This window comes from Rhodanobacter lycopersici (assembly GCF_040812335.1).
GTDB lineage: Bacteria > Pseudomonadota > Gammaproteobacteria > Xanthomonadales > Rhodanobacteraceae > Rhodanobacter_A > Rhodanobacter_A lycopersici.
The window spans coordinates 1,371,589-1,392,924 of the sequence record NZ_JBFOHK010000001.1 but is presented as its reverse complement, the minus strand read 5'-3'; the positions used below and the strand labels follow the sequence as shown (position 1 = coordinate 1,392,924).

17 protein-coding genes are annotated in these 21,336 nt (G+C 67.8%); 11 read left to right on the top strand and 6 right to left on the bottom strand.

The genetic code is table 11. From position 1 onward, the window contains the following. Positions 1–58 precede the first annotated feature (58 nt). Entirely contained in the window at positions 59–1,663 is a 1,605-nt protein-coding gene (locus tag ABQJ54_RS06395) for an electron transfer flavoprotein-ubiquinone oxidoreductase (RefSeq protein ID WP_367853415.1), read from the bottom strand. 226 nt (positions 1,664–1,889) lie between these two features. Between ABQJ54_RS06395 and ABQJ54_RS06390 the strand changes: the two genes are divergently transcribed. The 8 genes from ABQJ54_RS06390 (at position 1,890) to ABQJ54_RS06355 (ending at position 11,031) form a co-directional block, all read left to right on the top strand. Next, positions 1,890–3,287: an amidase gene (locus ABQJ54_RS06390; protein WP_367853414.1), complete on the top strand. Its 1,398-nt coding sequence runs from the start codon at positions 1,890–1,892 to the stop codon at positions 3,285–3,287. Between the two features lie 130 nt (positions 3,288–3,417). Further along, the gene (gene cysD / locus ABQJ54_RS06385; RefSeq protein WP_367853413.1) at positions 3,418–4,335 is read left to right on the top strand and encodes a sulfate adenylyltransferase subunit CysD; all 918 of its coding nucleotides are present in this window, start codon (positions 3,418–3,420) and stop codon (positions 4,333–4,335) included. Beyond that, positions 4,335–6,227: an adenylyl-sulfate kinase gene (cysC, locus tag ABQJ54_RS06380; protein ID WP_367853412.1), complete on the top strand. Its 1,893-nt coding sequence runs from the start codon at positions 4,335–4,337 to the stop codon at positions 6,225–6,227. The genes cysD and cysC overlap by 1 nt, the downstream gene beginning before the upstream one ends. A gap of 3 nt (positions 6,228–6,230) precedes the next feature. Beyond that, positions 6,231–6,866: an alpha-ketoglutarate-dependent dioxygenase AlkB family protein gene (locus tag ABQJ54_RS06375; protein ID WP_367853411.1), complete on the top strand. Its 636-nt coding sequence runs from the start codon at positions 6,231–6,233 to the stop codon at positions 6,864–6,866. A gap of 72 nt (positions 6,867–6,938) precedes the next feature. Then, positions 6,939–8,039 (top strand): glycine cleavage system aminomethyltransferase GcvT, encoded by a 1,101-nt coding sequence (gene gcvT, locus ABQJ54_RS06370; protein WP_367853410.1) that lies wholly within the window; start codon positions 6,939–6,941, stop codon positions 8,037–8,039. A gap of 78 nt (positions 8,040–8,117) precedes the next feature. Further along, the gene (gcvH, locus tag ABQJ54_RS06365) at positions 8,118–8,513 is read left to right on the top strand and encodes a glycine cleavage system protein GcvH (protein ID WP_367853409.1); all 396 of its coding nucleotides are present in this window, start codon (positions 8,118–8,120) and stop codon (positions 8,511–8,513) included. 618 nt (positions 8,514–9,131) lie between these two features. After that, a complete protein-coding gene (gene metJ, locus ABQJ54_RS06360; protein ID WP_367853408.1) occupies positions 9,132–9,668 on the top strand; it encodes a met regulon transcriptional regulator MetJ in 537 nt (178 codons plus the stop codon). Between the two features lie 334 nt (positions 9,669–10,002). After that, positions 10,003–11,031: an energy transducer TonB gene (locus ABQJ54_RS06355; RefSeq protein WP_367853407.1), complete on the top strand. Its 1,029-nt coding sequence runs from the start codon at positions 10,003–10,005 to the stop codon at positions 11,029–11,031. An 82-nt stretch (positions 11,032–11,113) separates the two neighbouring features. Here ABQJ54_RS06355 and ABQJ54_RS06350 read toward each other — a convergent pair whose 3' ends face one another. Then, positions 11,114–12,415: a serine hydrolase domain-containing protein gene (locus tag ABQJ54_RS06350; protein WP_367853406.1), complete on the bottom strand. Its 1,302-nt coding sequence runs from the start codon at positions 12,413–12,415 to the stop codon at positions 11,114–11,116. 172 nt (positions 12,416–12,587) lie between these two features. On the opposite strand from ABQJ54_RS06350, the gene ABQJ54_RS06345 reads away from it, so the two are divergent. Next, complete coding sequence (locus ABQJ54_RS06345; protein ID WP_367853405.1) at positions 12,588–13,892, top strand: NTP/NDP exchange transporter; 1,305 nt, start codon at positions 12,588–12,590, stop codon at positions 13,890–13,892. Positions 13,893–13,927: 35 nt separating this feature from the next. Here ABQJ54_RS06345 and ABQJ54_RS06340 read toward each other — a convergent pair whose 3' ends face one another. Both ABQJ54_RS06340 and mtgA read right to left on the bottom strand, forming a co-directional pair. Next, positions 13,928–14,356: a CBS domain-containing protein gene (locus ABQJ54_RS06340; protein ID WP_367853404.1), complete on the bottom strand. Its 429-nt coding sequence runs from the start codon at positions 14,354–14,356 to the stop codon at positions 13,928–13,930. Between the two features lie 147 nt (positions 14,357–14,503). After that, a complete protein-coding gene (gene mtgA / locus ABQJ54_RS06335) occupies positions 14,504–15,217 on the bottom strand; it encodes a monofunctional biosynthetic peptidoglycan transglycosylase (RefSeq protein WP_367853403.1) in 714 nt (237 codons plus the stop codon). Positions 15,218–15,315: 98 nt separating this feature from the next. Here mtgA and hslO point away from each other — a divergent pair, with 98 nt between their 5' ends. Further along, complete coding sequence (gene hslO, locus ABQJ54_RS06330) at positions 15,316–16,212, top strand: Hsp33 family molecular chaperone HslO (RefSeq protein WP_367853402.1); 897 nt, start codon at positions 15,316–15,318, stop codon at positions 16,210–16,212. A 60-nt stretch (positions 16,213–16,272) separates the two neighbouring features. Here hslO and ABQJ54_RS06325 read toward each other — a convergent pair whose 3' ends face one another. Next, positions 16,273–19,164: a bifunctional diguanylate cyclase/phosphodiesterase gene (locus ABQJ54_RS06325; protein WP_367853401.1), complete on the bottom strand. Its 2,892-nt coding sequence runs from the start codon at positions 19,162–19,164 to the stop codon at positions 16,273–16,275. 233 nt (positions 19,165–19,397) lie between these two features. On the opposite strand from ABQJ54_RS06325, the gene ABQJ54_RS06320 reads away from it, so the two are divergent. After that, entirely contained in the window at positions 19,398–20,312 is a 915-nt protein-coding gene (locus ABQJ54_RS06320; RefSeq protein ID WP_367853400.1) for a hypothetical protein, read from the top strand. Between the two features lie 94 nt (positions 20,313–20,406). Here the strand turns inward: ABQJ54_RS06320 and ABQJ54_RS06315 are convergent, their stop codons facing one another. Next, the gene (locus tag ABQJ54_RS06315) at positions 20,407–21,324 is read right to left on the bottom strand and encodes a DUF4097 family beta strand repeat-containing protein (protein WP_367853399.1); all 918 of its coding nucleotides are present in this window, start codon (positions 21,322–21,324) and stop codon (positions 20,407–20,409) included. Positions 21,325–21,336 lie beyond the last annotated feature (12 nt).

Below are 21,336 nucleotides of genomic sequence, written 5' to 3'. Positions count from 1 at the left end.
TGTCGAAGTCTGGTGGTGCGTCATCGGGTGTCGTGGATCTTGCAGGCGGTTTGCGGAATCACAGGTTCTGGTAATTCGGCCCCGAGCCGCCTTCCGGCGTCACCCAGGTGATGATCTCGTACGGGTCCTTGATGTCGCAGGTCTTGCAGTGCACGCAGTTGGCGGCGTTGATCTGCAGGCGCTTGCCACCTTCGTCTTCCACCATCTCGTACACATTGGCGGGGCAGAAGCGGGTGCAGGGATTGCCGTATTCCTTGGTGCACTGGTCGACGCAGATGCCGGTGTCGGCCACGTGCAAATGGATGGGCTGGTCCTCGTCGTGCTCGGTGGCGGCGAAGTAGACGCCGGCGAGACGGTCGCGCGGGGGCAGTTCGCGCGGCTGCACATAGTCGCGCTTCGGTTCCTCGCATTCGCCCAGCTTGTGCAGGCTGGACCAGTCGGACTTGTTCTTCAGCGTCCAGGGCGAGCGGCCGCCGGTGACGGTTTCCCACGCTGCGTTGAGCAGGCCGAACCACAGGCCCTTCTTGAAGGCGGGCTTGATGTTGCGCACCTTCTTCAGCTCGGCCATCGCCTCGGAGCCGCGCAGCTTCGTGTCGAAGCCGGCGGCATCCAGACCGGTTTCGGCGAGGTGTTCGGCGGCGAGCATGCCGCTGCGGATCGCCTGGTGCGTGCCCTTCACCTTGGGCACGTTGAGCAGGCCGGCGGTGTCGCCGATCAGCAGTGCACCGGGCATCTCGCACTTCGGCAGCGATTGCCAGCCGCCGGTGACGATGGCACGCGCACCGGCCGAGAGGATGTTGCCGCCTTCCAGCAAGTCCTTCACGTGCGGATGGTTTTTCCACTGCTGGAAGGCCTCCCACGGCTGGTAGTCCGGGTCGCTGTAGTCGAGGCCGCTGACGTAGCCCAGCGCGATGCGGTCCTTGTCCAGGTGGTAGAGAAAGCTGCCGCCGTAGGTGTGGCTGTCGGCGGGCCAGCCGAAGCTGTGCACGATCTTGCCGGGCACGACGCGGCCAGCGGGCACCTGCCACAGTTCCTTGATGCCGATGGAGTAGCCCTGCGGGTCGCTGTCCCGGTCCAGCTTGAAGCGCTTGATCAGCTGCTTGGTGAGGCTGCCGCGCGCGCCCTCGGCGAGCACGGTGACCTTGGCCTTGATATCGATGCCCTGGGTGTAGCCGGGCTTGTGCGAGCCGTCCTTCGCCACGCCCATGTCGCCTATGCGCACGCCGGTGACCGAGCCGTCCTCGTCATGGATGGTGTCGGCGGCGGCGAAGCCGGGGAACACGTCCACGCCCAGCGCCTCGGCCTGCGGCGCCAGCCAGGCGCACATGGCGCCCAGCGAGACGATGAAGTTGCCGTGGTTCTTCATGCCCGGCGGCACCGGCAGCTTGCGGCCGCCGGTCTTGCTGAGCAGCCAGAACTCGTCCTCGCCGGCGGGTACGCAGATCGGCGGCGGGGTGTCGCGCCAGCCGGGCAGCAGGGCGTCCAGCGGCTGTGGCTCGATCACCGCGCCGGAAAGGATCTGCGCGCCGATGGTGGAGGCCTTCTCGATCACGCACACCGTGGTGTCGGGCTGCAGCTGCTTCAGCCGGATCGCGAACGACAGCCCGGCCGGGCCGGCGCCGACCACGACGACGTCGTATTCCATGGTTTCGCGTTCGCTCATGGCGGACTCCGGCAGGCTGATGCGGACGGTCGCGGCCTTGGCCGGCGCGACGCGTCGAATGCGCTATTGTCCGGTTTCGCGCCTTGCGCGGCAAACCCGCTGGCCCGGGCTTGCGCAGGCTTCACGGGCGATGGCGATAATCCGCCCACGCCTCGAAGAGTGCGGCCAGGGATGGTCGCTTCTTGATCTTCGCGTTCATGGATGAGCGCACATCTAAGGAATGCCGATGAGTTCGCTGCCGCCGATCACCGACCTGGACCTGCGCCGTGCCACCGTGTGCCAGCTGCTGCACTGGATGGCTACCGGGCGCACCAATCCCCAGGCGCTGGCCGAGGCCTGCGAGGAGGCGATCGAGCGCATCAATCCGCAACTGAATGCCTACGTGGGCCTGAGCCCCGGCCTGCTGCAGGAGCAGGCGCGCACCGCCGAGCATCGCCGCCGCGACGGCGTGATCGGCCGGCTCGACGGCATTCCGGTGGCGATCAAGGACAACCTCGACATCGCCGGCTGGCCCACCCGCGCCGGCCTGCCCGGGCGCGAAAAGCCGGCGACGGGCGACGCGCACGTGGTGGCGCGGCTGCGTGCCTCGGGCGCGGTGCTGGTCGGCAAGACCAATATGGATGAGGGCGCGCTGGGTGCGGCCACCGACAATCCGCATTTCGGCCCCACCCACAATCCCTGGAAGCAGGGCTACACCGCGGGCGGCTCTTCCGGCGGTTCCGCCGCGGTGGTGGCCGCGGGCCTGGCGGCGGCGGCGGTGGGCTCGGACAGCCTGGGCTCGATCCGCATCCCCGCCAGCTATTGCGGCGTGTACGCGCTCAAGCCCACCCATGGCGAGATCTCCGCGCGTGGCCTGGTGCCGGCGGCGCGGCGGCTGGATGCGGTGGGGCTGCTCGCGCGCAGCGTGGCCGATCTCACCGTGCTGCTGCAGGTGCTGGCCGGCTACGACGCCGACGATGCGCGTTCGCGCCGTCGCCGCGTGGCGCTGGCGCTGCCGGACTGGGAGCCGGGCAAGCTGCGCAGCGGCCTGCTGCCGGATCTGGCCGCGCTGGGTGTGGAGCCCGAGGTCACGGCATTGTTCGAGTCGGCGGTAGCGAAGCTCGCCCATGCGCTGGGCGAACGCCGCACGGTGGATTTCGCCGACTGGGATTTCGCGCGCACCCGCCGCGCCGGCCTGCTGCTGATGGAGGCGGAGATGCTGGGCACCTTCGCCGCGGATCTGGCCGACGCGGCGCATCCGGTGTCACCGCGCTTCCGCGAGTTGCTGCGCTACGCCGAGCAGAAGAGCGCGGCCGATTACGCGAAGGCCGACCGCGTGCTCGATGTGGCCACCTTGAAGATGCGCCGGCTGTTCTCGCAGATCGACGTGCTGGTGCTGCCCACCACGCCGCAGGGTGCGTTCCCGCTGGGCGGCCCGGCGCCGGACAACCAGGCCGACCTCACGAGTTTTGCCAGCCTCGCCGGCTGTCCCGCGGTGAGCATCCCGATGGGCAAGCTGTCGAACGGCTTGCCGGTGGGGCTGCAGCTGGTGGGCGGCCGCGGCTCGGACCTGCGCCTGCTGGAACTGGCCGCGGTGTGTGCAGCCACGCTGGATGCCGACCCGGTCTATCCGGCGATCATCTGAGTCATATATGCCACCTGCGGGCGAGGTGGCCTGCCCTGGTTATTTCGATTGCAGGCCGGGGATCGCGTAACATCGCCGATCCAGCGTCGCGCGCTTGCGCGGGCGCACCAGGTCAGTCACGGTTCCAGGCATGAGCAAAGACATCGCGCAGGCGCCTTCCCACCTCGACGAGCTCGAGGCGGAGAGCATCCACATCTTCCGCGAGGTGGCGGCCAGCTTCCGCCGGCCGGTGATGCTGTATTCCATCGGCAAGGATTCCTCGGTGCTGCTGCACCTGCTGCGCAAGGCCTTCCACCCCGCGAAGCCGCCGTTCCCGCTGCTGCACGTGGACACCACCTGGAAGTTCCGCGAGATGATCGCGTTCCGCGACCGGGTGGCCGCCGACGGCGACGTCGAGGTGCTGGTGCACATCAACCAGGATGGCGTGCGCCAGGGCATCTCGCCGCTCACCCATGGCGCCACCGTGCACACCGACATCATGAAGACGCAGGGGCTGAAGCAGGCGCTGGACAAGTACCAGTTCGACGCAGCCATCGGCGGCGCCCGCCGTGACGAGGAGAAGTCGCGCGCCAAGGAGCGCGTGTTCTCGTTCCGCAACGCCCAGCACCGCTGGGACCCCAAGCACCAGCGTCCCGAGTTCTGGCACACCTACAACACGCAGATCCGCAAGGGCGAGAGCGTGCGCGTGTTCCCGCTCTCCAACTGGACCGAGATGGACGTCTGGCAGTACATCCGCCGCGAGGCCATCCCGGTGGTGCCGCTGTACTTCGCCAAGCCGCGCCCGGTGGTGGCGCGCGACGGCGCGCTGATCATGGTGGATGACGAGCGTTTCACCCTGCGCGAAGGCGAGCAGGTGGAGACGCGCATGGTGCGCTTCCGCACCCTGGGCTGCTACCCGCTCACCGGTGCGGTGGAGTCCGGCGCTGCCACGCTGGACGAGATCATCCAGGAGATGGCCGATTCGCGCAGTTCCGAGCGCCAGGGCAGGGTGATCGATCACGACCCCACGGCCTCGATGGAGCGCAAGAAGCAGGAGGGTTACTTCTGATGGGTGCCGCCAACGCCAACCGCACCGGCCAGGGCCTGCTGCGCTTCATCACCTGCGGCAGCGTGGACGACGGCAAGAGCACCCTGCTTGGTCGCCTGCTGTACGACGCCGGCATGGTGCCGGAAGACCAGCTTGCCGCGCTCAGGCGTGACAGCCAGCGCCTGCACGCCGATGCGGGCGACGCATTGGATTTCGCCCTGCTCACCGATGGCCTCGACGCCGAGCGCGAGCAGGGCATCACCATCGACGTGGCCTACCGCTACTTCCATACCGCGCGCCGCCACTTCATCGTGGCCGACTGCCCGGGTCACGAGCAGTACACCCGCAACATGGCCACCGGCGCATCCAACGCCGAGCTGGCGGTGGTGCTGGTGGACGCGCGCAAGGGCCTGCTGCCGCAGACGCGCCGGCACTCTTACATATGCAGCCTGCTCGGCATCCGCCAGGTGGTGCTGGCGGTGAACAAGATGGACCTGGTGGGCTGCGACGAGCGCGTCTACCGGGAAATCGCCGATGCCTACCGGACGCTCGCCCGGACGCTGGGCATCGCGAAGGTCGACTGCCTGCCGGTGATCGCGCCAGGTGGCGACAACGTGGGCACGCGCTCCGCGCGCCTGTCCTGGTACCAGGGGCCGACCTTGCTGGAGTTGCTGGAGGCGGCCGACGCCACGCCCGCCCGCGCCGCCGACTTCCGCATGCCCGTGCAGTGGGTGAACCGGCCCGACCAGGGTTTCCGCGGTTATGCCGGCACGATCTGCGGCGGCCGTGTGGCCAAGGGCGACGAAGTGGTGGTGCAGCCGGGCGTGCAGCGTGCATGCATCGAGCGCATTGTCACCGCCGATGGCGATCTGCAGGATGCCGGCGAAGGCCAGGCGGTGACGCTGTGCCTGGATCGCGAACTGGATGCGAGCCGCGGCGACGTGATCGCCGATGCGTTGCGCCCGGCGCCAGTGGCAGACCAGTTCGCCTGCCACGTGGTGTGGCTGGGCGACAACGCGCTGCTGCCCAATCGCACCTACTGGCTGAAGATCGGCGCGCGCACGGTCAACGCGCGGGTGATGTCGATCAAGCACAAGGTGGACGTGAACACCCAGGCCAAGCTGGCCGCACGCCACCTGGAACTCAACGAGGTGGGTTCCTGCACGATTGGCCTGGACGAGGCGATCGCGTTCGAACCCTATGCCACCAACCGCACGCTGGGCGGCTTCATCCTGATCGACCGCCAGAGCAACGCCACCGTGGCCTGCGGCATGCTGGACTTCGCGCTGACGCGCTCCGCCAACGTGCACTGGCAGCACGTGGACGTGGACAAGTCCGTGCGTGGCGCCGGCATGGGCCAGCGGCCGCTGTGCCTGTGGTTCACCGGCCTGTCGGGCGCGGGCAAGTCCACCATCGCCAACCTGGTGGAGAAGCGCCTGCACACGCTGGGCCACCACACCTATCTGCTGGACGGCGACAACGTGCGCCACGGCATCAACAAGGACCTGGGCTTCACCCCCGAGGATCGTGTGGAGAACATCCGCCGCATCGGCGAGGTGGCGCACCTGATGGTGGACGCGGGCCTGATCGTGCTGGTCAGCGCGATCTCGCCCTACCGCAGCGAGCGGCGTTCGGTGCGCGAGCTGTTCGACGAAGGCGAGTTTGTCGAGGTGTTCGTGGACACGCCGCTGGCGGAATGCGAGCAGCGCGATCCCAAGGGTCTGTATCGCAAGGCGCGTGCCGGCGAGATCCGCAACTTCACCGGCATCGACGCGCCCTACGAGGCGCCCGAGGCACCCGAGGTGCACCTGCATACGGCAGGCGACCGCGCCGAGCGGCTGGCCGAGCAGTTGACCGAGCAATTGCTGGAGCGCTTCGTCGCACCAGCCGACGACGGCGACAGCGTCGCCTGAGCGATGGGCGGGGCGAAGACGACGGCCGGCTGGCAACGCATCGCGTTGCCGGATGCCGACGTGGCCCTGTGGCCGCATTGGCTGGACCCGGCCGAGGCGGATGCGCTGTTCGCCGGGCTGCAGCATGCGATCGCCTGGGAAACCCACCGCATCCGCCTGTTCGGCCGCGAGCTCGATTCGCCGCGCTTGAGCTGCTGGATCGGCGATCCCGGTGCCGGCTACACCTATTCGCGCACCCGCTTCGAGCCACGGCCATGGCCGGCGGCGCTGGCCGTGTTGCGCGGGCGGCTGGAACAGGCCTGCGCCGCGCGCTTCAACAGCGTGCTGGCGAACCTGTATCGCGACGGCGACGATGCGATGGGTTGGCACAGCGACGACGAGCCGGAGCTGGGCACGCGGCCGGTGATCGCCTCGTTGAGCCTGGGCGCCGGGCGGCGTTTCCGCTTCCGTCGCCGCCGTGCGCGCGGCGAGCCGGCACGGCCCGGCGACACGTCCGAGTTGCTGCTGCCGCACGGCAGCCTGCTGCGCATGGCCGGCGCCACCCAGCGGCTGTACCGGCACGACTTGCCGCGCGTGCGCGGGCTCGCGGCGGCGCGCATCAACCTCACCTTCCGCTGCATCGATACGTCGGCGCACTGAATCCGTGGCTTGGAAAGGCGCGTGCGGGCAGGGGATAATGGCCGTCTCCCTTCCCCGCAAGGCGCCTCCGCGATGACCGAGAAGACCGTACTCAACGCCACCCATCGCGCGCTGGGCGCGCGCATGGTCGACTTCGGCGGCTGGGACATGCCGATCAACTACGGCTCGCAGATCGAGGAACACCACGCGGTGCGCCGCGACGCGGGCATGTTCGACGTCTCGCACATGACCGTGGTCGACCTGCACGGCGCGCGCACGAAGGATTTCCTGCGCCACCTGCTGGCGAACAGCGTGGACAAGCTCAAGGTGCACGGCAAGGCGCTGTACTCGTGCATGCTGAACGAGCAGGGCGGCGTGATCGACGACCTGATCGTGTACTTCCTCGGCGACGAGCATTACCGCCTGGTGGTGAATGCCGCCACCCGCGCCAAGGACCTGGCCTGGATCGAGCAGCAGGCCAAGGCCTTCGGCGTCGAGGTGAAGGAGCGCCCCGAGTTCGCGATGATCGCGGTGCAGGGTCCCAACGCCCGCGCCAAGGTGCTCGGCCTGCTGCACGAGGTGGATCGCCCGCGCATCGAGAAACTCGGCAAGTTCGCCGCCGCCGCCGCGCAGGGACCGCACGGCATGCCGCTGTTCGTGGCGCGCACCGGTTACACCGGCGAGGACGGTTTCGAGATCATCGTGCCGGGCGAGCATGCCGTGGCGCTGTGGGAAGCGCTGGCCGCAGCCGGCGTGAAACCGGCGGGCCTGGGCGCGCGCGACACGTTGCGCCTCGAAGCCGGCATGAATCTCTATGGCCAGGACATGGACGAGACCGTCTCGCCCTGGGAAGCCAACCTCGGCTGGACCATCGCGCTGGACCAGGGCCGCGACTTCATCGGTCGCGCCGTGCTGGAAAAGCAGAAGGCTGAAGGCGTGAAGCGGGTGATGGTGGGCCTGGTGCTGGACGAGAAGGGTGTGCTGCGCCACGGCCAGAAGGTGCTCACCGCGAACGGCGAGGGCGAGATCCTTTCCGGCAGCTTCGCACCCACGCTGGAGAAGGCGGTGGCGTTCGCGCGCATCCCCGCCGGCGAGCCCGGTGCGGTGCGCGTCGACATCCGCGGCCGCGAACTGCCGGTGCGCCTGGTGAAATACCCGTTCGTGCGCGACGGCAAGCCCTGCGAGGGCATTTGAGTCCGCATTCCGAACATCCATCTTGCATCTTGCGGCTAGAATGGCCGCCTGTCCCCTGACCCGAAACTGGACCCGACCATGAGCGAGATCCCCGGCGACCTGAAGTTCAACAAATCCCACGAGTGGGCCCGCGTCGAGGACGGCGGCCTGGTGCGCGTGGGCATCTCCGACCACGCCCAGGGCCAGCTCGGCGACCTGGTCTATGTCGAACTGCCGGAAATCGGCTCCAGTGTGCAGGCCGGCAACGCCGCCGCCGTGGTGGAGTCGGTAAAGGCTGCCTCAGACATCTACTCGCCGGTGTCGGGCGAGGTGGTGGAGGTCAACGAGACACTCAACGACAAGCCCGAGACGATCAACGAGGACGCCTACGGCGAGGGCTGGATCTTCGCCGTGCGCATCAGCAACCGTACCGAGCTGGATGATCTGCTCGATGCCAGCGCCTACGAGGAGCTGGTCGAGAACGAGGATCACTGACGTCCCTGTCTTCCCGGGCAACGACGACGGCCGCCTTGCGCGGCCGTCGTCGTTTTCAGCGGACACAAGCGTCATGGTCATACGACAAATGGACGGCCGTTTGTGGTGCTGAAGAGACCGGTGGCGCGGCCGCCATCGTCGTGATCGGTGCACTTGCCGGCGTCACTCGGCGGGTGATTCCTGTCGCTGCGGTTGCTGCGGCGAGGTGCCGGAGACGTGTCTTCGGTGCTCGTGCGGGCGGCAAAGCGCCCCGGTCGGGGTCATTCCGCGGAGAATCCGGTCGCGTCCCGTTCATCTGCCGGGAACGCCTCGATGGGGTATCCACGTTGCGTGTCGACGCATTGCGGTGATACTTGCCCGTATCTGCGGCAATGCTTCTTCCGTAAACAGGAAATCCCTTGTTTCAGGCGCTTTCCACAAGAAATGGATGGTTTCGTGCAAATAATCGTTTGGATGTCTATACATCCAAACGTGAAAAGTGGCGGCATTGGGTTTCCGGCGTCGGCTGCATGGATGGCGTTCGCCCTTTGACGAAACGGATTGATTTGCCGATCAAAATCCATTGACAGCTGAAATCTTACGGAATAGCTTTCGCCCAAGTTCACGGGGAACGGCAACATGGCAACACCGAAATACATCAAGCCTTATGTGGAGCACGGTGAAAAGGCGAATGCGGTACGCAAGATCACCGTTTCGATTCCGCTCCACGTATTGCGAACGCTGTCCGACCTGCGCACCGAACGTCAGGTGAAGAATTTGAGGCACGCCACCAACAGCGATTTGCTGGTCGAGGCGTTCCTTCACGCTTTTACTGGGCAACCACTGCCAACCGATGAGGAGCTAAGACGAACCATGGCCACTGCCAAGAAATCCGCTGCGAAGAAGCCGGCTGCCAAGAAGGCCGCCAAGAAGACCACTGCCAAGAAGACCGCCGCGAAGAAGCCGGCTGTCAAGAAGGCTGCTGCGAAGAAGACCGCCCGCAAGCCGGCGGCGAAGAAGGCTGCCGCCAAGAAGCCGGCGGCTGCGAAGAAGACCACGGCGAAGAAGGTCGCCAAGAAGCCGGCGGCGAAGAAGGCCGCTGCCAAGAAGCCTGCCGCCGCCAAGGTGGTGAAGGCCGTCAAGACCAGCAAGACCAGCAAGACCGCCAAGAAGTAAGCACCACACAACAGGCATCATCGATTTGTCTCCCCGCGGTGCCCAGCGCGGGGAGATCGATTCGGAAACTTCGTCCCGGCCCTGCCGGGACGTTTCGTTTGTGGAACCGGAAACCGCCGTTGTCGAGCTGTCCGGTCCGGCGTGGCCAGCACGGCGCCCGCCTCGCCGTAGCGGAACGCATCACGACTCGGAACGAAAGTCCGTGCGATTTGCCCGCCCGGCGCAATGCGGTTACCTTTCGCATATCCGCGCCGCGACGTAGTCAGGGGACTCGCCGCTCCTGGATGCACAGGGGGAAAAAGCGCGGGTATCTGTCGACACTCGGTGAGAGACCATGGATACCCGATACACGTATATCGCGCACCGTCGCGTGCGCGGGGCCGTCCGGCCCGTTGCCATCGCCATCGTTGCCATCATTGCGGCGCTAGCCGCCGCGGCGTGGTTGCTGATCATCCGACCCTACCAGCAGCAGATGCGACTGGACTCCGGTGGCGTGCCGGCCGTGTCCGCGGCGGCGAAGTCGCAGGCCGAAGCCGCGCCGGCCAACGTGCAGGCGATGGACGTCAACCAGTTGCTGGCCGAGGCCAGCAAGGCCCTGAAGGATCAGCGCCTGCTGGCGCCCGCCGGCAACAACGCGTTCGAGTTCTACCTGCGCGTGCTCGCCAAGCAGCCGGACAATCCGGTGGCGACCAGTGCCTTGCGCGAGACCTTCCCTTATGCCGCCTCGGATGCCGAGCAGGCGGTCAACTCGCGCGACCTCAACGAGGCGCAGCGCGAGATCGACCTGCTGGCCAAGGCCGACCCGGCGAACTACACGCTGACCATCCTGCGTTCCAAGCTCGATGCCCAGCGCAAGCTGGCCAGCCAGCAGCAACAGCAGGCGCAGGACCAGCAGAAGGCTGCGCAGCTTGCCGCGCAGAAGGCCGCCACCGAGAAGCAGGAAGCGGCGAAACAGGCCGAACAGCAGCAAGCGCAGCTGGCCGCCGAACAGGCTGCCAAGGCCAAGCAGCAGCGGCTCGAACAGCAGCAACAGGCCGCGGCGCAGGAGAAGGCGCCGCCAGCTCCGGCTGCCGCGGTCGCCAGTGTCGAGACCACCGACGCCGTGCAGTTGAACAAGATAATTGCGAACTATCCCACCGCGGCCCTGCGTTCGGGCCAGAGTGGCTGGGTGGTGGTCGGCTTCACGATCACGCCGGAAGGCCGCACCTCGGATGTGCACGTGGTCGACGCGCAGCCGCGCCACGTGTTCGACCGCGCTGCGACGGAGGCGGTGAGCCGCTACCGCTTCAAGCCCGCGATGCGGGACGGCACCGCGGTGGCGAGCACCAAACAGCAGAAGATCGAGTTCAGCACCGGGCGTTGATCAACCCTGCGGTCCACGCAGACGAAGACGGCGCATGCCATGCATGCGCCGTCTTCGTTTGGCGGGATCGATGATGCCGGATTCAGTGGCGGCGGCGTGCACGCGCCTTGCGGGAAGGTCGTGTCTTGGCGGGCGCCGCCTTGGCCGGCTCGGGGCTTTCCACGCCCGCCCAGTCCACATGGGGCAGGCCGAGCAGGCTGTCGAACACCATCGGCATCAGCCCGCTGGGCATCGGTCCGGTGGAGTTCCACAGGGTGACCACGCCGGCGTGGTACTTCGGAAAGAAGCCGATCATGGTGCGGTAACCGGCCACGGCGCCGGCGTGGAAGATCAGTGTCTCGCCGCCGTAGGTGTAGACGCGCCAGCCCAGTGCGTAATGGGCGGCCGTGAGCCGCGCGCGCCGCCACGGCGTGGCGCGCAGCTCGGTCGGCGTGTTCACGGCGGGTGCGTGCAGCACGTCGAGCAGCGAGGTGGGCAGCACGTCCTGGCGGCCGCCCATCTGCGCGATCAGCCATTGCTCCATGTCGCGGATGCTGGCGTTGACGCCGGCGGCCGGCGCCAGGCGGTAATAGGTCTCGCTGGGCTCGAACGGGATCCAGCTGTGGCCGCTGCCGGGATGATGCGGGTGCGCCCAGCTCTTGCTGGACTCCAGCCCGGATCGCCCGTAGCTGGCGGTCTCCATGCCCAGCGGATGGAAGATGCGCTGGTCGACCAGGCGGTCGTAGAAGTTGCCGGTGCGTGCGAACAGCACGTCGCCGATCATGCTGAAGGCGACGTTCTGGTAGCTGTAGCACTGGCCGGCGGGACAGGTGTTGTCCACCTCGTCCAGCTTGCGCACCAGTTCCTGGTAGGGCACGTCACCTTCGAGCAGGTTGTCGTAGGTGTTGTGCGGCAGGCCCAGCCGCTGGCCGAGGATGTCGGCCACGGTGGCCTGGTCGGCGGACTGCATGTCCTTGAGCTTGAAGTAGGGCAGCACGTCGACCAGCTTCATGTCCCAGCGCAGCTTGCCGCTGTCCACCAGCAGGCCGGTGACCGCGGTGGCGAAGGCCTTGGAGAGCGAGGCCAGCCGGAACACGGTGTCCGGCGTGACCGGCGTCTGCTTGCTCGCGTCGGCGTAGCCCAGGGTGTGCTCGAACACCACCTTGTCGTCGACGACCACCGCCGTGGCCATGCCGGCGACGCCGTGGCGCGCGTCGAGTTCGTCCAGCCAGCGCTGGTAGTCGGCGAGCGAGGCCTTGACGCGTTCGGCTGGCAGTTCGGCCGAGGCGATGTGCGCGCTGGCCGGGGGCAGACTGTCGCCGCCGTCGGCCGGTGCCGCGTGGAGGCCGGTGCAGGCCAGTCCGATGGCGCAGGCGAGAGCGAGGGGCAGGTGTCGAAACGGCATGTACTTCGGCAAGGCTGGATGACGCGGAAACGTCGGGGATGGAATGCGCCGCAGGCGGGTGTCTGGCGGCCGCGCGGAAGCCCCGATTCTCCGGCACTTTGCACCGAGGGACAATGTGGCTGCACATGCTAGCCTTGCAGTCCTCCGGGTTTTGCCCGTGCTGGATGTCCCCGTGAGTTCCATCCGTGTCGCCGCGATCCGTGAGGGCGCCGAACCCGCGTTGTCGGCGCTGGCGTTCTTCTTCGTGATGACGTCGTACTACATCATCCGGCCGGTCATGGGCCAGCTGAGCGGCGCGGTCGGCTCGCAGTCGCTGCCGTTGTTCTACGGCGCGGTGTTCGTGGTGATGCTGCTGCTGACGCCGCTGTTCGGCATGCTGGTGGCGCGCTTCCGACGCAGGCAATTGCTCGGCTGGAGCTACAGCTTTTTCATCCTGTGCCTGCTCGCGTTCGTGCCGGCATTCGTGGCGCAGGACCGCATCGGTGCGCGCGAGCTGGGCGTGGTGTTCTTCGTCTGGGCCAGCGTGTTCAACCTGTTCGTGGTGTCGCTGTTCTGGAGTTTCATGGCCGACATCTTCTCCAGCGGACAGGCACGGCGGGTGTTTTCGCTGATCGCACTCAGCGGCATGGCTGGTGCGGTCTTCGGCCCGCTGGTGACCAAGCTGCTGGTGCGGCTGATCGGAGTGGCGCCGCTGCTGGTGGTCTCGGCGCTGGCGTTGGCGCTGGCGCTGGCATTGCTGCTGCGGCTCTCCACGCGGCATGACCGCCAGCCGGGCAGCCGGGGCGATGAGGCGGTTGGCGGCTCGCTGTGGGCCGGGGTCAAAGAGCTGTGGTCGCGTCCGTTCCTGCGTTACATGGCCTTGCTGATGTTGTTCGGCGACGGCATCGGTACGCTGGCTTATGCGTTGGTGGCGGATTACGCCAAGGCGCATTTTGTCGACGCGGTGGCACGCACGGCGTTCTACAACAACCTGGATCTGGCCACGAACACGCTTGGCGCGGTGCTGCAGCTCACGTTGACGCGCTGGTTGCTGATCCGTCGCGGCGCGGGCTGGGGGCTGGTGTTGCCGGCAGTGGTGAATGTGGCGTTGTTGCTGATGGTGGCGATCGGCGGCCATCGTGCGGTGGTGGTTGCCGGCTATGGCGTGCCGCTGCTGGCCTTGATGATGGTGGTCACGCGCGGCTTCGCCTATGGCATGACCAAGCCGGCAGTGGATGCGCTGTACACGCGGGTGCAGCGCGAGACGCGCTACAAGGGCAAGAACTTCGTCGAAACCACGGTGTGGCGCTTCGGCGACCTGGTGGTGACCAGCGCGGTGAGCGGCTTGCGCATGCTGGGCGTGGGCGTGACCGGGTTGGCGTTGGCTGGCACCGGCGTGGCGATGCTGGCTACCTGGGTGTCGCGCCGGGCGGGTTGGTCGCCCGATCTGGCGCCGGACGAACCGGCGACGCGAACCGGGGCCGCGACGTCGGCCTGACCGCGCCTGTCGCCGCCCTGTCCGGCAAACGCGATTCAGCCGGTGATGTAGCGCTCCAGATGCTCGATCTGCTCGGCCTGGGCGTCGATCACCGCCTTCACCAGATCGCCGATCGAGATGATGCCCACCACCTTGCCGTCCTCGAGCACCGGCAGGTGGCGCACGCGGCTGTCGGTGCACAGGCGCATGCAGTCGAGCACGTCGGTCTGCGGTCCCACCGTGAGCGGATCGCCGCGCATGATGTCGGCCACCGCGGTCTGCGCCGAGGAGCGTCCCTGCAGGATCACCTTGCGTGCGTAGTCGCGTTCAGACACCACGCCCAGCAGCTGCTCGCCGCGCATCACCAGCAGGGCGCCGATGCGGTGTTCCGCCATCAGCTTGATCGCCTCCAGCACGGGCGCGTCCGGCGCGATGGTGTAGAGGCTGCCACCCTTGCCTTCCAGCAGATGCCTGACCTGACGCATGCCTGGATCTCCGGTTGAACCCGCGGACGGGGCGGGAGCCAGTCTAGCGCCGGCGCCCGCGGCCGGTGTAGCCGGATCGTGAAGCGCCGCCAGGGATGGCCGCCCGTTTGATTCCCGCGATCGTGGATGATCGGAAAAGCCGGGTCCTCAGCGGCGGTCCCCGATGTAGGACGGCCCGCCAAGCTGGCGCATCTGCCGCTCGATCCAGTCCGCGCGGCGCAGCACGTAGGCGCTGGGGCGGTCGGCGTGCATCCGGCGCGGGCTGGGCAACACCGCGGCCAGCCGGGCCGCCTGCGCGGGCGTGAGGCGCGAAGGGGGTTCGTGGAAATAGATCTCGCTGGCCGCACCCACGCCGTAGATGCCATCGCCCAGCTCGGCGATGTTCATGTACACCTCGAGGATCCGCCGCTTCGGCCAGGTCAGTTCGAGCAGCACGGTGAAATACGCCTCCAGCCCCTTGCGCACGAAGCTGCGGCCGTTCCACAGGAACAGGTTCTTCGCGGTCTGCTGGCTGATCGTGCTGGCGCCACGCAGGCGCGCGCCGTCGTCGGCTGCATCGATCGCTTCGTGGATGGAGTCGAAGTCGAAGCCGTGATGGTAGGGAAACTTCTGATCCTCGCCGGCCACCATCGCCAGCGGCGCCCAGGGCGACACCTGCGACCATGGCACCCAATGCTGGCGCAGGTGGAAATCGCGCTCGCCGTGCACCCACGCGCCGATGTGCCGTTCCAGCATCACCGCCGAAGTGACGGGTGGGACGAAGCGCAGCACCAGCACGGCCAGCCAGGTGAGCGCCAGCCAGGCCAGTGCGGCGAACGCGACCCAGCGCAGCAGGCGGCGAAAGAACGGGCGACGGAGCATGGCAGGCAGATGGCGGGAAACCGCGGCAGTATAGGATGCGAGCATTGCGCGAGGGCCATCCGCCCCCATCTGTCGGGATTGGCTTGCGAGGTGTTTGCGTGGAAACCGTACTTGTCGAAGATGTGTTGCATCGCTTCCTGCTCGAACGCGCCGGCGTGCGCGGCGCGCTGGTGCGGCTGGGGCCGGCATGGCGCGAAGTGGCCGGTCGTGCGGATTATCCGGCCGCCTTGCGCGAGCTGCTCGGCGAGGCGCTCGCGGCCAGCGCGCTGCTGACCGCCAACATCAAGCTCGACGGCGAGCTGTCGGTGCAGCTGAAGAGCGCCGGTGCGCTGCGCCTGCTGTTCGCCGAGTGCACCGACCGGGGCCGCCTGCGCGGACTGGCGCGCTGGGAGCCGCCGTTGCCGCAGCCGTTGTCGCTACAGGAACTGCCGCAGGCGGTGATGGCGATCACCATCGGCAATGTGGAGCGTGGCCAGCGCTACCAGGGCCTGGTGGAGCTGCGCGCCGCGGATCTGGCGGGCGTGCTGGAAAACTATTTCGCCCAGTCCGAGCAATTGCCCGCGCGCCTGGTGCTGGCCGCCGACGGCGAACATGCGGTGGGCCTGATGCTGCAGAAGCTGCCCGACGAGGGCGGCCACGGCGCAGTGCAGGACGAGGATGCATGGGCGCGGGTGATGCACCTCACCGCCACGCTGGGCGCGGCGGAGATGCTGGCCGCTGCGCCGGAGCAACTGCTGTACCGCCTGTACCACGAGGAATCCGTGCGCCTGTTCGAGCCGCGGCCGCTGGCGTTCGGCTGCAGCTGCAGCCGCGAGCGGGTGACGGCGATGCTGCGCTCGCTGGGGCGCGACGAGGTCGAGGCGACGCTGGAGGCGCAGGATGGCCGCATCGAGGTGAACTGCGAGTTCTGCGCGCAGCACTACGAGTTCGACCGGGTCGACGCGGAGCACCTGCTGCGCGATGCGGGTGCAGCCGGCGCCTCCGGCACGGCATGAACGCGCCGTAGGAGCGGCTTCAGCCGCGATTCGCCCGTCCTGTCGCGGCTGAAGCCGCTCCTACGGCAACCGGTGTTCCGGGCGCAGCCAGTACTCGGCCGCCTGCGGCTGCGCGAACAGGAAGCCCTGGCCGTAGCGGCAGCCCACGTCGAGCAGGGCCTGCCGCTGTTCGGCCTCCTCGATGCCTTCGGCGATCACCTGCATGCCCAGCGAGTCGGCCAGCACCTGGATCGCGCGTATCACCGCCGTGCCCTGGCCCTTGCGGCCGGCGCCGAGCTCGGTGACGAAGGAACGGTCGACCTTCAGCGTGTCGAACGGGTACTGGTGCAGGTAGCTCAACGAGGAGTAGCCGGTGCCGAAGTCGTCGAGTGCGATGCCCACGCCCTGGTGGCGCAGGTTCTCCAGCATCTGCTTCACCTGGGTGGGGTTGTCCAGCAGGGTGCGCTCGATCACCTCGATGCGGATGCTGGACGGCGGCACGCGATGCTTTTCCAGCAGCGCCAGCAGGCGGCTGTCGAAATCGGCGTAGCGGAAATGCAGGCCGGAGACGTTGATGCTGACGGTGCCCTTGTCGCCGACCAGCTGCGTGACCTGGGCGCAGACCTGTTCGAAGATCAGCCAGTCGATCGCCTCGGCGCAACCAGTGTCCTCGGCGATCAGCAGGAAATCCTGCGGCAGCAGCAGGCCGCGCTCGGGGTGGTTCCAGCGCAGCAGCGCCTCGTAGCCTGCAACGTGGCCGTCGGTCAGCGACACGATCGGCTGGTAGAACGGCACGAACTCGCGGCGGGTCAGCGCGTGGCGCAGATCGCTTTCCATGCGCAGCAGCGACAGTGCCTCGCGACGCAGGCGATCGTCGAACAGCGAGGCGCGATGGCGGCCGCCGTCCTTGGCGTGGTACATCGCGGAATCGGCGTCGCGCAGCAGCTCCTCGGGCTGGCGATAGTGGGTGGAGGCCATCGCTATGCCGATCGAGGCGGAAGTGAAGATCTCGCGCGCACCCAGCCGGAACGGCGCCTGCAGCTCGCTCAGCACGTGCTCGGCGATCCGCCGCGCGGCGGCGGCATCGGGCACGTGTTCCAGCAGCACGGCGAACTCGTCGCCACCCAGCCGTGCCACCACGTCGCGGGTCTTCAGGCAGGCGCGGATGCGGCCGCCGACCTGGAACAGCAGGTCGTCGCCGACCAGGTGGCCGACCGAGTCGTTGATCACCTTGAAGCGGTCGAGGTCGATGAACAGCACGGCGAACTGCTCGTTCGGGTGCGCGTGGTAGCGCTGCATCGCCTGTTCCAGCCGCTGCAGCAGCAGGGTGCGGTTGGGCAGTCCGGTGAGCGAATCGTGCAGGGTCTCGTACTTCAGCCGGCGCTCGATGCGCTCGCGCTCGGCGATCTGCTCGCGCAGGTCGCGGTTGGCCAGGCCCAGCGCACGCGTGCGCTCGACCACGCGGCGCTCGAGGCTGGCGTAGGCCTGCTTGAGCGTGGCGTCGGCATGCTTGCGTTGCAGCGCGTTCGCGACATGGTAGCTGACGAAGGTGAGCAGCTCCTGATCGCGTTCGGTATAGGTGTGCTCGGGGGAGTAGCTCTGCACCGCGAGCACGCCGCGTACCTTGTCGCCCCAGATCAACGGCACGCCGAGCCAGCATACGGAGCGCGCGCCGAAGTGGGTGATCTCGCCGCTGGCGAACAGGCGGTCGATCGTCGCCGCGTCGGCCAGCAGCGGCCGGCCGGTGCGCTGCACGTATTCGGTGGTGCCGCTGCCGTGGCTGCGCGGCGGGCGCTCGCTGTCCACCTCGTCCACCGAATAGGGGAAGGTGATCAGCTGGTTTTCCTCGTCGCTCAGCGCGATGTAGAAGTTGCGCGCGTACAGCAGGCCGCCGATCACGCGGTGCACGGCGGGATAGAAATCCTCCAGGCTGTCCGTGGTGCTGGCCAGCTCGGCAATGCGGAACAGCGCCGCCTGCAGCCGTTCGCCGCGTTGGCGCTGCAGCACCTGCTGGCGCAGCACGCGGTTCGCTTCGCGCAGCGCGGTGGTGCGGTCGGCAACCCGGCGCTCCAGCTCCACGTGGGCGCTGCGCCGCTCGATGGCCGTCTGTACGTGCTGTGCCACGTAGCTGAGCAGATCGAGATCGTGCCGGGTGTAGCGCACATTGGTGCGATAGCTCTGCACCACGATGCAGCCGACGACCTGCCCGGCGCGGAACAGCGGCACGCCGATGCAGTGTTCGCAGCGGGGACCGTGCACCTGGAACTGCGCACCAAGTTCCTGCATCAGTTCCTCGGTGGCGCCGAACAGCGGTCGGCCGTGGCGCAGCAGGTTCCAGGTGATGCCGTGCAGCAGCTCGTGCAACGGGACGTTGCGTTCGGGCGTTGGCGGCTCGGTATCGAGGGTGTCGACGTAGTACGGGAAGCGCACGCTGTCGCCGGCGGGGTCGTACAGCGCGATATAGAAGTTTTCCGCGTACATCAGGCTGCTGACGATGGTGTGCAGCGAGCGCATCAGTGCGGGCATGTCGTGTTCGGCGCTGGCCTGCTCGGCGATCGCGTAGAGCGCACGCTGCAGGCGTTCGGCCAGCGCCAGCCGCGAGATCGCCTCGTACAGGCGGCTGGATTCGGCCAGTTGGCGCAGGCGGGTGTCGGCGAGCCGGCCCAGCCAGGCGAGCTTGTCGTGGCTGGCCTCGTCGATCGGCTCGTCGCGACTCAGCGTGAGCGCATGCTGGCGCTGGGTGTCTTCCGCCAGATCGAGCCGCCAGCCGGCGGACTCGGCGTCGCCGGTGTCCAGCGGGCGCCAGTGCAACTGGCCGGCAATCCCGAAGTCCTGCAGGATGCGTCCGCAGATTTCCAGCACGCTCGAGTTGTCGTGGGCCTTCAGCAGCAGCTCGATCGCCGCAGGCACACCCGCCTGGTCGTCTGCCGGAGGGGGCACGGGCGTGGAGCGTGGAGTGGAGGCTGCATTCATGTAAAGAGTCGGCCCGACGGTCGGGAGGCGGCGTGACGCCCCTTATATCCTGCAAATCGATGCCACCGCCAGCAGGAACCCGGCAGGATGCAAGCCGGTCTATCGAGAAGCCGGTCACAACGTGGTATCGATTACTGTACCGAGGGCTTGTGCTGGTGTTAGTTAAATGTAAAATGCCATATACTTGTGTTGCCAATTCCGGCTGATATCCACTGTATCGGACCCGCGTATCCATGCGTCGCCTGCTTGTTCCATTGCTGCTGTGCCTGCTGCCGTTCGCGGCGGTCGGCCAGAGCGTGGACGACGCCAACGGCAAACTGGCCGCGCAGCTGCTCAAGCAGCCGCCGGCGCAGGTCACCGAGGTGCGGCCGGGCCTGGTGGTGCCGTTGTGGCGTGGCACGGACGGCCGCCTGCTGGTGCTGAAGGCGGACAGCCGCAACGGTGCCCAGGCCCAGCGCGACACGCCGTTTTCCTTCCACGCCGTCGATGCAGCCAGCGTGTTGAGTACCGGCCTGCAGTACGGCCTGACGCCGAACTGGCAGGCGCATGCCGATGTCAGCCAGCACTCCTGGATCAACAGTCCGTTGCGGGTGGTCGGCAGTGAAGTGGGAGCCACCTACAACGACGGACGCTACAGCCTCGGCCTGAGCGTGGGTGCCAACAGCACGCCGAACAGCAATCCCAGCCTGCCGCGCGTGCTGCCCGGCGTGACGCCGAGCGTCGACGGCCTTTCCGGTTTCGACAGCAGCTCCCAGTTCAACGCGCAGGGGCGTTTGGCGCTGGGCAGCAAGAGCGGCATCGACGTGGGCGCCAGCGTGGGCCGTATCCACCTGCTGCCGGGCAACCTGCTGGGCATCAGCACGCTGGACCAGAAGGCGATCAGCTTCGGCGTCGACCACGGCCCGGTCAGCGGCAGCATCATCGGCCGCACCATGGAGCCGCTGGCTGGCGTGCCGGGCAACGGCTACGGTCCCGATCGCCGCTGGAACAGCATCGACCTCGGCGTGACCTGGCATCTGCCGTGGCAGGGTTCGCTGAGCGTGGGCGCACAGAACCTGTGGTCGTCGGGCTCGTCGACGAGCACCCCGATGGGACCCGAACCGGACCAGTCGCGCACCCCCTACGTGCAATACCACCAGGATCTCTGATCCCGGATCCCATCCGCGCAAACGCCGTCGCCCAGCGACGGCGTTTTCGTTCGAGGAGTGCGGCCATGGATGGCCGCCCGTTTGATCTTCGCGATCAGGGACGATCGCAAGGATCGCAGCTGCGGATGCGCAGGTCGCCGCTGAAGGTCTGGACATCGATCACGCCGCTGCCGTTGCCGAGGCGTGCGTCGAGCTTGCTGCCAGGGCCGTGTTCGGATTTCTGCGCCGTGCCGAAATCGCTGCGCAGATCGCCGCTGAAGCTGCTGGCATGCACGGTGGCGGATGTGCCGGGGGGCAGCTGCAGCTGCACATTGCCGCTCATGCTGTCGATGCCGATCTTGCCGTCCGCTGCAAGGCCGCCGATGAGCTGCACGTCACCCGATACCGTGCTCAGCGTGAACTGGCGCCACGGACCGCCACTGGCCTGGATCCGGCCGGAGATGGTCTGCAGTTTCGCCTGGTCACCGAGCACGGGGGCGAGGATGTCGCCGCTCACCGTCTGTAGGCTGGCCTGCGCGGCGTGCCCGGCCAGTTCGATGTTGCCGCTGACGCTGTCGACATTGAGCGAGGGCGTGCGTGCGTTGATGCGTGTGCGTCCGCTCACCGTGTTGACGGTGATGCCGCCCCCGTCCATGCCGTCGACCACCAGCGGCGCGCTGACCACATGCACGTCCAGCGTGGCGCCGCGCGGCACGTGCAGGTCCAGCATGGTCGGTCCCATGCGGCTGTCGTTGCCCCAGTTGAACCAGCCGCCGCCGCCCTGGGCTTGCACGTTGATCGAGAGGCTGCCATCGCTGCCGGTGATCGTCAGCGGCTTCGCGCCGTCGCCGAGCTGGCCGCCCACCTGCACCACCGGGCGGTCCCAGGCGGTGATGTGCACCTCGCCGGCGACATTGCTCACGCTGATGCGTGCGGTGGGCGTGGCGGCGTGCTGCAGGTTGATCGGCGTGTCGGCCAGGGCCTGGCCGACGCACAGGCACAGCAGGAGTGGGGTGTGGCGTAGGATTTTCATGGTCGTTCCTGG

Bases quoted from the DNA above. Each gene is read 5' to 3' on its own strand.
- ABQJ54_RS06395 (WP_367853415.1), bottom strand. From the start codon at position 1,663: ATGAGCGAACGCGAAACCATGGAATACGACGTCGTCGTGGTCGGCGCC.
- ABQJ54_RS06390 (WP_367853414.1), top strand. From the start codon at position 1,890: ATGAGTTCGCTGCCGCCGATCACCGACCTGGACCTGCGCCGTGCCACC.
- cysD (WP_367853413.1), top strand. From the start codon at position 3,418: ATGAGCAAAGACATCGCGCAGGCGCCTTCCCACCTCGACGAGCTCGAG.
- cysC (WP_367853412.1), top strand. From the start codon at position 4,335: ATGGGTGCCGCCAACGCCAACCGCACCGGCCAGGGCCTGCTGCGCTTC.
- ABQJ54_RS06375 (WP_367853411.1), top strand. From the start codon at position 6,231: ATGGGCGGGGCGAAGACGACGGCCGGCTGGCAACGCATCGCGTTGCCG.
- gcvT (WP_367853410.1), top strand. From the start codon at position 6,939: ATGACCGAGAAGACCGTACTCAACGCCACCCATCGCGCGCTGGGCGCG.
- gcvH (WP_367853409.1), top strand. From the start codon at position 8,118: ATGAGCGAGATCCCCGGCGACCTGAAGTTCAACAAATCCCACGAGTGG.
- metJ (WP_367853408.1), top strand. From the start codon at position 9,132: ATGGCAACACCGAAATACATCAAGCCTTATGTGGAGCACGGTGAAAAG.
- ABQJ54_RS06355 (WP_367853407.1), top strand. From the start codon at position 10,003: ATGGATACCCGATACACGTATATCGCGCACCGTCGCGTGCGCGGGGCC.
- ABQJ54_RS06350 (WP_367853406.1), bottom strand. From the start codon at position 12,415: ATGCCGTTTCGACACCTGCCCCTCGCTCTCGCCTGCGCCATCGGACTG.
- ABQJ54_RS06340 (WP_367853404.1), bottom strand. From the start codon at position 14,356: ATGCGTCAGGTCAGGCATCTGCTGGAAGGCAAGGGTGGCAGCCTCTAC.
- mtgA (WP_367853403.1), bottom strand. From the start codon at position 15,217: ATGCTCCGTCGCCCGTTCTTTCGCCGCCTGCTGCGCTGGGTCGCGTTC.
- ABQJ54_RS06325 (WP_367853401.1), bottom strand. From the start codon at position 19,164: ATGAATGCAGCCTCCACTCCACGCTCCACGCCCGTGCCCCCTCCGGCA.
- ABQJ54_RS06320 (WP_367853400.1), top strand. From the start codon at position 19,398: ATGCGTCGCCTGCTTGTTCCATTGCTGCTGTGCCTGCTGCCGTTCGCG.
- ABQJ54_RS06315 (WP_367853399.1), bottom strand. From the start codon at position 21,324: ATGAAAATCCTACGCCACACCCCACTCCTGCTGTGCCTGTGCGTCGGC.